At 73.4% G+C, this 9,403-nt stretch carries 9 protein-coding genes; 5 read left to right on the plus strand and 4 right to left on the minus strand.

Going from position 1 to position 9,403, the window contains the following annotated elements; genetic code table 11:
• Positions 1 to 22 precede the first annotated feature (22 nt).
• Positions 23 to 1,288 (minus strand): MFS transporter, encoded by a 1,266-nt coding sequence (locus AQJ30_RS04685; protein WP_067228720.1) that lies wholly within the window; start codon positions 1,286 to 1,288, stop codon positions 23 to 25.
• 140 nt (positions 1,289 to 1,428) lie between these two features.
• Between AQJ30_RS04685 and AQJ30_RS04690 the strand changes: the two genes are divergently transcribed.
• Positions 1,429 to 2,313 (plus strand): LysR family transcriptional regulator, encoded by an 885-nt coding sequence (locus tag AQJ30_RS04690; protein WP_067228722.1) that lies wholly within the window; start codon positions 1,429 to 1,431, stop codon positions 2,311 to 2,313.
• Positions 2,314 to 2,354: 41 nt separating this feature from the next.
• Here the strand turns inward: AQJ30_RS04690 and AQJ30_RS04695 are convergent, their stop codons facing one another.
• Complete coding sequence (locus tag AQJ30_RS04695) at positions 2,355 to 4,337, minus strand: APC family permease (protein ID WP_067228723.1); 1,983 nt, start codon at positions 4,335 to 4,337, stop codon at positions 2,355 to 2,357.
• A 428-nt stretch (positions 4,338 to 4,765) separates the two neighbouring features.
• Between AQJ30_RS04695 and AQJ30_RS04700 the strand changes: the two genes are divergently transcribed.
• Positions 4,766 to 5,755, plus strand: a complete 990-nt coding sequence (locus AQJ30_RS04700) for an aldo/keto reductase (RefSeq protein ID WP_067228725.1) — start codon at positions 4,766 to 4,768, stop codon at positions 5,753 to 5,755.
• Positions 5,756 to 5,781: 26 nt separating this feature from the next.
• On the plus strand, positions 5,782 to 6,255 hold the full coding sequence (locus tag AQJ30_RS04705) for a GNAT family N-acetyltransferase (protein ID WP_067228727.1): 474 nt from the start codon (positions 5,782 to 5,784) through the stop codon (positions 6,253 to 6,255).
• A gap of 10 nt (positions 6,256 to 6,265) precedes the next feature.
• Here AQJ30_RS04705 and AQJ30_RS04710 read toward each other — a convergent pair whose 3' ends face one another.
• Both AQJ30_RS04710 and AQJ30_RS04715 read right to left on the minus strand, forming a co-directional pair.
• Positions 6,266 to 6,805: a GNAT family N-acetyltransferase gene (locus AQJ30_RS04710; RefSeq protein ID WP_079083810.1), complete on the minus strand. Its 540-nt coding sequence runs from the start codon at positions 6,803 to 6,805 to the stop codon at positions 6,266 to 6,268.
• 4 nt (positions 6,806 to 6,809) lie between these two features.
• Positions 6,810 to 7,748, minus strand: a complete 939-nt coding sequence (locus AQJ30_RS04715) for a LysR family transcriptional regulator (protein ID WP_067228728.1) — start codon at positions 7,746 to 7,748, stop codon at positions 6,810 to 6,812.
• A gap of 100 nt (positions 7,749 to 7,848) precedes the next feature.
• Here AQJ30_RS04715 and AQJ30_RS04720 point away from each other — a divergent pair, with 100 nt between their 5' ends.
• Together AQJ30_RS04720 and AQJ30_RS04725 are read left to right on the plus strand one after the other, a co-directional pair.
• Positions 7,849 to 8,850, plus strand: coding sequence for an NADP-dependent oxidoreductase (locus tag AQJ30_RS04720; RefSeq protein WP_067228730.1), 1,002 nt, complete (start codon positions 7,849 to 7,851; stop codon positions 8,848 to 8,850).
• 127 nt (positions 8,851 to 8,977) lie between these two features.
• Positions 8,978 to 9,367 (plus strand): STAS domain-containing protein, encoded by a 390-nt coding sequence (locus AQJ30_RS04725; RefSeq protein WP_079083812.1) that lies wholly within the window; start codon positions 8,978 to 8,980, stop codon positions 9,365 to 9,367.
• The last annotated feature ends 36 nt before the right edge of the window (positions 9,368 to 9,403 follow it).

The raw sequence follows: 9,403 nt of genomic DNA on the forward strand, positions 1-9,403 counted from the left end.
CGTACGACGCGCGGGATGTCCCTCAGCCGGCGTCGGCCGGCCGGCGGCGGGCCAGGGCGGCCACCGTGGCGAGCAGGACCAGCAGCGCGGCGGCGAACCAGGTCATCACCGTGACCGCGGAGAAGGAGCGGGTGGCCACGCCGATGCCCACGGCGGGCAGGGTGAGGCCCAGGTAGGAGATGAGGAACAGTCCGGCGAGGGCCTCGCTGCGCTGTGCCGGGGCCGCGAGCGCGGCCACCGTGCCGACGGAGGCCTTGAACAGGACGCCCGCGCCGATGCCCGCGACGACGCCGCCCACCAGGAAGGCGGTGAGGTCGCCGGTGCGCATCCCCGCGACGAGGGTCACCACGCCGACCAGTTGGGCCACCAGGCCCAGGGTGCGCTTGGCGGCGGTGCTCAGTCGGGCCGTCAGGCTCTGGGCGGTGGCCGCCGCACCGAACACCACGAAGACGATCAGCCCGGCCAGGGCGCGGGACGGGTGGTGCAGCGATCCGGCGACGAAACCCGGGGCCACCGAGGTGAACAGGCCGAAGACGGCGAAGGACGCGAACCCCGCGGCCGCGGCGGCGCTGAAGCCCGCCCGGTCGCCGTGGTCGACCGAGATGCGCTGGGGCCGGTAGGCCGGCCGGGTGCGGGGCTTCTCGACGGTTTCCGGTGTGAGGGCGACCGCGACGGCGCTCGCCAGAAGCAGGGCCGCGAACACGAGGTACGGGGTGCGCAGCGGGCCGGTGACCCACTGGGCGAGGACCCCGGCGACGAGCGGGCCGACGCCGAGGCCGCCGATGTTGGCCGCGGTGGACACCAGCTCGAAGCGCTGGGCTGAGGCACCGGGCCGGTGAGCGGTGTGCAGGTCGTGCAGGTGGGCCGTCGCGGTGGCGGTCACCATGCCGACGCCCAGGCCCGTGACGAGCCGGGCGACGAGCAGGACGGGCAGCGAGGTGCTCGTCAGGAAGAGGACCGCGGCGGCCAGTTCGAGGCCGATCGCGGGAAGGAGGAGCTTCTTGCGGCCGAACTGGTCCGAGAGGTGGCCGGCCAGCACGAGGCTGATGATCACGCCGACCGCGTAGGTGGCGAAGACGACGGTGACCATGAAGGTGGAGAACCCGTCCTCGGCCATGTACAGCGGGTACAGCGGCGTGGGCACGGTGGAGAACGCCATCGCCGTGAGGAACGCGAAGGCGATGAGCGCGAACCCGATGCCGTGCCGCCGGCCGCCGCCGGGCGTCACCGCGCGGCTGGGCCGGGGGAGCTGCTGGACCTGATGGAGTGCGGACACCGACTGCGCCATGACGGGCTCCCGATCTGGGGCGAGCGACTTGCTGGAACTGCTCCGACACCCACCAGCGTGGACCGCCGCAGCCATCTCGTCCAACGAGATTTGGAGAGCGTTGCCATCTCTCCGGGAGATGGTTGGGGGAGACTCGGGGGATGGAACTGCGTCAGCTCGAGTGTTTCGTCACGGTGGCCGACGAGGCCAACTTCACCCGCGCCGCGGCCCGGCTGCACGTCGTGCAGTCCGCCGTCTCCAGCACGATCAAGAGCCTGGAGCGCGAGCTCGGCACGCCGCTGCTGGAGCGCACCTCCAAGCGGGTCTTCCTCACGGACGCCGGGGCCGCCCTGCTGCCCCGCGCCCGCGCCACCCTGCACGCCGCCCGGGAAGCGGCGGACGCGGTGGCCGAGGTCCGCGGCGGACTGCGCGGCACCCTGCGGCTGGGCACGCTCACCTCGGTCCGTCTGCTCGACCTCGCGGCGCTGCTCGGGGAGTTCCACCGCCGCCACCCGGGCGTCGTCCTCCAGACCAGCGCGCTGCCCTCCGGCTCCGCGGGGCTGGTCGAGGCTCTCCTGGAACGGCGGCTCGACCTCGCCTTCGTCTCGCTGCCCGGCCCCCGCCCCGCGGGCATCGAGCTGATCGACCTCACCAGCTCGGTCCTCGACCTCGTCGTACCGGCCGGGCATCCGCTGGCGCGGCGGGAGCGGGTGTCGCTCGGCGACCTGGCCGGGCTCGACTTCGTCGACTCCCCGGTGGGCTACGGCAACCGGGCCGTGGCCGACCGGGCCTTCGCCGCCGCGTCCGTGCCCCGCCGCGTCGCCGTCGAGATCACCGACATCGGCACCGGGGTGGACTTCGTCCGCCACGGCCTGGGCGTGGCCCTGCTGCCCCGCTTCGCCCTGCGCCCGGCGGAGGGCGTCGCGGTGCGCACCGTCCACGACGCCGACCTGGAGTGGCCGTTGTCCCTCGCGGTCCCGGGCGACCACCGCCCGGGCGCGGCGGCCCGGGCCATGATCGCCCTCGCCCACGAGTTCGTCGGCTGACCCGAGGACGCACGGCCCGGGCCGGTCCGGGCGGCCGGCGCTCAGCCGCCCACGTGGATGGCCGGGCGACGCTCCGGGTCGGGCTCGTTGCTGCGCACGATCTCGCGGGTGACCGGGGCGGTGTCGCCGCGGCCGAGGAGGAAGTAGCGCAGCATGTGCACCAGCGGGCTGCCCTCGGCCCAGGAGAAGTAGCAGTGGGGGAGCACGCCCGTGGCGTCCCGCAGGGCCAGCAGGATCGCCGCGATGGCGTTGGGCGCGGCAGGCGCCTCGGCGCGCAGCACCCGGTAGTCGCCGACCTGGACGCCCTGGATGGTGAGCGTGTCGCTGAAGTCCGAGGGGTCGACCACGTCGATCTCCAGGAACAGCACGTCGGCCCGCCCCGGCACGTGGTTCACACCGCGCTGTTCGCGCTCCTTGGCGCGGTACTCGGCCTCGTCGCCGGTGTCGCGGCGGTTCGCGATGAGGGTGATGGCGTCGTCGTGGGCGAGCGTGTCGGCGACGAAGCGGCGCGCGGCGTCGTCGAACACGATGCGGTCCGCGCGCAGTTCGGTGGTCCGCGCCACCCGGGAGACCAGCGAGACGACCACGATGCCGATGATGAAGAACCCGGAGATGGCGATGCCGTCGGGCTTGTCGACGATGTTCGCGCCCAGGGCGTAGAGCAGCACCGCGGTGAGGGCCGCGAAGCCGATCGTGGCGAGCCGGCGACGTCCGCGCGTGACGGACACGGTGACGGCGAAGGCACCGGAGACCATCATCGCCAGGATGCCGGTGGCGTACGCGCCGGCCTGGGCGTCGACGTCGGCGTCGAAGGAGATCGTGATCAGCACGCACAGGGCCGTGTACACGAGGACGACCGGCCGCACCGCGCGCCCCCACTCGGGAGCCATGCCGTAGTCGGGCAGGTAGCGCGGCACGATGTTGATCAGCCCCGCCATGGCGGACGCGCCCGCGAACCACAGGATGAGGATGGTGCTGATGTCGTACGCGGTGCCGAACGCCTCACCGATCTGCTCGTGGGCCAGCCAGGCCAGCGCCCGCCCGTTGGCGGCCCCGCCGGGCTCGAACGCGTCCTTCGGGATGAGGACGGTGGTCACGATGCTCGCGGCGAGCAGGTAGACGCTCATGATGGCGGCGGCCGTGGTGAGCAGCCGGCGGGCGTTGCGGATGCGGGCGCGCAGCCGCTGCTCGGGGTCGTCGCCCTCGGCCGCGATCAGCGGCATCATGCTCACGCCGGTCTCGAACCCGGACAGGCCGAGCACGAGCAGCGGGAAGGCGAGCACCGCGGGTCCCACGAGGTCACCGAAGCCGCCCCCGGTGTCGGCGAGCGCGTCCGTCCACCCCGACAGGGCGCCGCCGGTGGTGAAGACGTGCACCAGGCCGACGCCGATGACGATCGCGTTCAGCAGCAGGAAGACGGCGACCAGCGGGATGGCGACACTGACCGCCTCGTTGAACCCGAGCAGGAACACCCCGCCCAGGAGCAGCAGCAACGCCACCGTCAGGCCGACCTGGTGGCCGTGCAGCGCGGACGGGAAGAACGGGTTCTCCATCACGTGGACCGTGGCGTCCGCCGTGGACAGCGTGATGGTGATGATCCACGACGTGGCCACGAACCCGAGCAGGACCAGGACGAACAGCTTCCCCCACCAGAACGGCAGGAGGTCCTCCAGCATGGCGACCGACCCCGCGCCGTGCGGGCTCTCCTTCGCCACCCTGCGGTACATGGGCAGCATGCCCAGCAGCGTCAGCGCCACGATCAGCAGCGTCGCCAGGGGGGACACGGCCCCGGCGGCCGTGGCGGCGATCGCGGGGACGTAGGCGAGGCTGGAGAAGTAGTCGACGCCGGTGAGGCACATCACCTTCCACCACGGCTGCGACGTGGCGTGGCCCTCGCCCGCAGCGGGGCCCACCGGCTGCACCTTGTGCCGCAGGAGCCACCGCGCCGCCGTGCCGTTGGCCTGCGTGCGCAGCGCCGGACTGTCCACCGTCTCCGGCATGCTGGGCCGGCCCCCGTCGCTCATGTCCTGTCTGCCCTTTCCACCCGATCACCGCCCGTCGCCGCCGGACCCGGCCGCGACGATCACTGAGTATGGGGCCTGCCGGCCCCGCACCCGCACGGACGCCTGCGGGCCCGGCCCCGTGCACCGGGCCCGTGGCCTCCACCGGCCCGGCCTGCACCGACACGCATGCGCCGCGCTCGTCGCGTCTTCCCCGCCCGCAACCCCGCATGCCTGGCGGGCTGGCCCCCGCGGACCGGTTGCTCGCCCGCCCCGGCCGACGAGCGCTTGCGCTGGAGCGCACTCCAGGTCGTAGCGTCGTGCTGACGGGGGCGGGACCCGCGGCACCGGCTCGGGATGCCGGTCGGCGCCTTCTGTCGCTAGATGGACGAGTGGCTCCCGCACCGCCGGGACGAGACGCACACACACGCAGGGAAGGACCGGGACACGTCATGCAGAAGCGCAGTCTGAGGGACCTCGAGGTGTCGGCCATCGGCCTGGGATGCATGGGGATGTCCGCGTTCTACGGCACCGCCGACGAGGACGAGGGCATCGCCACCATCCGGCGCGCCCTGGACCTGGGCATCACCTTCCTCGACACGGCCCAGATGTACGGCCCCCTCACCAACGAGTCGCTGGTCGGCGAGGCGATCCGGGGCCACCGCGACGAGTACGTGATCGCGACCAAGTTCAACTACCGGATGGACGACGCTGTACCGGGCGACATCAGCACCGTGGGCCCGCAGGACGGTTCGGCCGAGCACGTGCGCAGCTCGGTCCACGGCTCGCTGCAGCGTCTGGGCACCGACCACATCGACCTGTACTACCAGCACCGGGTCGACCCGAACGTGCCCATCGAGGAGACCGTCGGCGCGCTGGGCGAGCTGGTGGCCGAGGGCAAGGTGCGGCACATCGGGCTGAGCGAGGCGAGCGCGGAGACCATCCGGCGGGCCCACGCCGTGCACCCGGTCACCGCCGTGCAGAGCGAGTACTCGCTGTGGTCGCGGGACGTGGAGGCCGAGGTGCTGCCCGCCTGCCGGGAGCTGGGGATCGGCTTCGTGCCGTACTCGCCGCTCGGGCGGGGCTTCCTTGCCGGGCGGTTCACCACGCCGGACGAGCTGGACGCGAACGACTGGCGCCGCCAGAACCCGCGCTTCCAGGACGCCAACCTGGAGGCCAACCTGCGGCTGGCGGTCAAGGTGAAGGAGATCGCCGCCGAGAAGGACGTGACCCCCGCCCAGCTGGCCATCGCCTGGGTGCTGGCCCAGGGCGAGCACCTGGTGCCGATCCCCGGCACCAAGCGCCGCACCTACCTGGAGCAGAACGCCGGGGCGGTCGGCATCGAGCTGACCGCGGACGACCTGGCGCGCATCGCCGCGGAGCTGCCGGAGGCGGCGGGGGAGCGCTACGACGAGGCGGGCATGCGGTCGGTCAACCGGTAGCGGCACGGCCACGCCGCGGCCGGGGCATGATCCTCACCATGGGGACACACATCGCACCTGCCGCGGTGGCCGACTTCCACCAGGTCGTCACCGATCACGCCCGGTACTGGGGCGAGCGGGACCTGCGGTCGCTGCACCTCCTCGCCCTGGTGCAGGAGTTCGGCTCGACCTGCCTGGTCGCGCGGGCCGAGGACGGGATCCGCGGGTACGTCTTCGGGTTCGTCACCCCGGACGGCACCGGGTACGTGCACCTGATCGCCACGCGGGACGACGCCCGGGGCACCGGCCTCGGGCGCCGCCTGTACGCGGCGTTCGCCGAGGCGGCCCGACGGCACGGCGCACGCAGGCTGAAGGCGATCACGTCGGTCGGCAACACCGGCTCGGTCGCCTTCCACCGCCGTCTCGGCTTCGACGCGAGGACCGTCGACGACTACGACGGCGCCGGCCGTCCCATGGTCGTCTTCCACCGGGAGCTGCCGCTCGACGGCCCACGGTCCTGACCCGCCGCCGTCACCCGGCGCCGGCGTACTGGTCCGAGGACAGCGCGAACACCCGTACCGGCCGCCCCAGGTCGGGGTGGACGGTCTCCAGCACCGGACGCATCCCCAGTTTGGCCATGACGCGCCGGGAGGCGTCGTTGCCCGCCTGGGCGATGCTGACGATCCGTTGCAGCCCGCACTCCTCGAACCCGAACCGCACGGCGGCCGCGGCGGCCTCGGTGGCCAGGCCGCGCCCCCAGTGCGGTCGTCCGAGGCGCCAGCCGACCTCCACCGCCGGCAGTACCTCCGGCAGGTACCCGGGCACCGAGAGGCCGGTGAGCCCGGCCAGTTCGCCGGTGGCCCGGACCTCCACGGCGAACAGGCCGAAGCCGCGGGACTCCCACTCGTGTTCCCAGGCCCGGATCCTGGCACGGGTCTGCCGTTCGTCCAGGACACGGCCGTCCCGGATCCACCGCATGACCTCGGGGTCGCCGTTGACGGCAGCCATCGGGCCGACGTCCTCCTCGCGCCAGCGACGCAGGATCAGACGGGGAGTCTCGAGCCGGACCATCGCATCATTGTGGATCACCGGCGGGTGCCCCGCCATCCGCTCCCGGTACGTCCACCACCCGCCCCAGGGCGCGCAGTTCCCGCACCAGGGCGCGTACGACGGCCGACCCGGCCAGCTCGGGGGTGGTCACGTAGCCGACCTGCCGGGTCGGGCGCCGGGGACCGAGCGGGGTGATGCCGACCGAGGCCGGTGCACCGGTCAGGGACAGGGCGGGCATGATCGCCATTCCGTGCCCGGCGCCCACCAGGGACAGTACCGCCCCGTCGTCCTCGGCCTCCACGGTCGCCTCGGGAATCCAGTCCTGCGCGGCCCACCACGCGCGGGTGTACGAGCCGCAGTTCTCCGCCCAGTCGACCAACGGCAGGGAGCGCGGGGAGGCATGGCCCACCGGGTGCGCCAGCGCGTACGGCTCCTCGAACAGGCCCCGCGCCACCAGCCCCGGCGCGAGCGGCACGGAGCCGCCGAGCGTGGCGACGGCCAGGTCGGCCCGTCCGTCGCTCACCTCGCCCGCCGTGCCGCGCCCCACCTCCCGGACGATCCGCACCCGGGGTTCGACACCGGGACACCGGGCGCGCAGCCGCTCCAGCACGGGCGGCAGCAGATGGAGCGCCGCGCTGCGGAACGCCGCGATCCGCAGCGGCCCCTCCCACCCCTCGGACCGGGACGCCCCGCGCGCCTCGACCACCAGCACGTCCAGCAGCCGCAGGACACGCCGGGCGTGCGCCACCGCCGCCTCCCCGGCCGGCGTGGGGCGCGCGCCGGACCGGCCGCGCTCGAACAGCACGGCGCCGATTTTGCGCTCGCTGCCCCGCACCGAGTGCGACACGGCCGACTGCGTGAGCCCCAGCGCCCCGGCCGCCGCGGAGAAGCCGCCGGTGTCGGCGACCGCCACCAGGACGCGCAGTTCCCGCGGGGCCAGATCGGGGTCGGTCGTGCGGGTCACCGGGCGCCTGCCTCACCGTATGAGTGCTGTTCATGGAAGGACGTGTCGCATGACCCCAACCGCCTGCCCACCAGGGGCATTCCCGTCCTACGGTCCGCTCATGACCGACACCGCGCTGACCGTCCACCAGACCGCCCGCCCCCACGGCTTCCCCACCGCCCGGCACTTCGCCTTCGTCGAGTCGGCGCTGCCCGAACCCCCGTCCGGCGGCGCCCTGGTGGAGAACCTGTACTGGTCCGTCGACCCGTACCACCGCGAGATGATGGACGACGTCCCCGGCGGCTTCGCGCTGGACGCCCCCCTCGAAGGCCGCGCCCTCGGACGGGTCGTCGCCTCGCGCACGCCCCGGATGGCCGAGGGCGAGGTCGTCTTCCACCGGCGGGGCTGGCGCACGCACGCGGTGGTCACCCCCGAGGAGGTCCGCCGGCTGCCCCACCACGACGGGGTACCGCTCTCCGCGTACCTGAGCGTCCTCGGCGGCACCGGCCTGACCGCCTACGTGGGACTGACCCGGATCGCGCGGCTCCAGGAGGGCGAGGACCTGTTCGTGTCGGCCGCCGCCGGCGGCGTCGGCACGGCGACCGCGCGCTTCGCGCGGCTGCTCGGCGCCGGACGCCTCGTGGGCAGCACCGGGTCGGCCGCCAAGGCCGGCCACCTCACGCGGGTGGTCGGCTACGACGCCGCCTTCGACTACCACGACGGACCGGCCGCCCACCTGCTCGCCGAGGCCGCGCCGGACGGGATCGACGTCTTCATGGACAACGTCGGCGGCGAGCAACTCGCGGCAGCCGTCGAGGCGTTGCGCCCGCACGGCCGTATCGTGCGCATCGGCACCGTCAGCCAGTACAACACCCCCGGCGTGACCGTGCCGCGCTTCGACCACGCGGACATCGTGGAGAAGAGCCTGCGCATGGAGGGCTTCCTGGTTCGGGACCACACCGACCTCCAGGACGAGTTGTACGACTTCGCCGTACCCCACCTGCGCAGTGGCCGCCTCACCCCCGACGAGACGGTGGTGGACGGCTTCGAGCACATCGTGGACGCCTTCCTGGACATGCTGCACGGCCGTACCACGGGGAAGATCATCGTACGGTCGCGGTGAAGGGCCCTACCCGTACGGGGCCGTCACCCCGAGGTCGGCGTCCGGCGTTCGGCGTTGCACAGGAGTTCGCCGGGAAACAGTGGTACAGGAGTTCGCTCCGAAACACGGGTGTGCCAGTATCACCGGCATGGCAGAGGAACCACTGGTGGGAACACAGCACACCGAGCCGACCCAGCCGCCGGCCGGCTTGTCCGTCCTGACCGCCGTCACCGGCGACGTGCACGTGGTGACGCCGGCCGGGGAGATCGACCACCACACCGGCGACGACCTGAAGCGAGCCCTCGACGAGGTCATCGACGCGGCACGCCCCCGCGTCGTCCTCGACATGCGGCAGATCGGGTTCATGGATTCCAGCGGCATCAACATCCTCCTCACCGCCCACCGCGCCGCCACCGACGCCGGCGGCTGGCTGCGCCTGGCCGCCCCCACCGAGGCGGTCCTGCGCACCCTGCAACTCGTGGGCGTCGACACGGTGATCGACTGCCACCCCACCCTCGACCAGGCACTCACCGGCTGACCCGGCCGTCGCGGTTCGCCGGACCGCGGCAAGACA

Origin of the sequence: Streptomyces longwoodensis, from assembly GCF_001514125.1 — a bacterium.
In the GTDB taxonomy this organism is placed as follows: Bacteria; Actinomycetota; Actinomycetes; order Streptomycetales; family Streptomycetaceae; genus Streptomyces; species Streptomyces longwoodensis.

Coding starts and splice junctions, on each gene's coding strand:
- AQJ30_RS04685 (WP_067228720.1), bottom strand. CDS start 1,288: ATGGCGCAGTCGGTGTCCGCACTCCATCAGGTCCAGCAGCTCCCCCGG.
- AQJ30_RS04690 (WP_067228722.1), top strand. CDS start 1,429: ATGGAACTGCGTCAGCTCGAGTGTTTCGTCACGGTGGCCGACGAGGCC.
- AQJ30_RS04695 (WP_067228723.1), bottom strand. CDS start 4,337: ATGAGCGACGGGGGCCGGCCCAGCATGCCGGAGACGGTGGACAGTCCG.
- AQJ30_RS04700 (WP_067228725.1), top strand. CDS start 4,766: ATGCAGAAGCGCAGTCTGAGGGACCTCGAGGTGTCGGCCATCGGCCTG.
- AQJ30_RS04705 (WP_067228727.1), top strand. CDS start 5,782: ATGATCCTCACCATGGGGACACACATCGCACCTGCCGCGGTGGCCGAC.
- AQJ30_RS04710 (WP_079083810.1), bottom strand. CDS start 6,805: ATGGTCCGGCTCGAGACTCCCCGTCTGATCCTGCGTCGCTGGCGCGAG.
- AQJ30_RS04720 (WP_067228730.1), top strand. CDS start 7,849: ATGACCGACACCGCGCTGACCGTCCACCAGACCGCCCGCCCCCACGGC.
- AQJ30_RS04725 (WP_079083812.1), top strand. CDS start 8,978: ATGGCAGAGGAACCACTGGTGGGAACACAGCACACCGAGCCGACCCAG.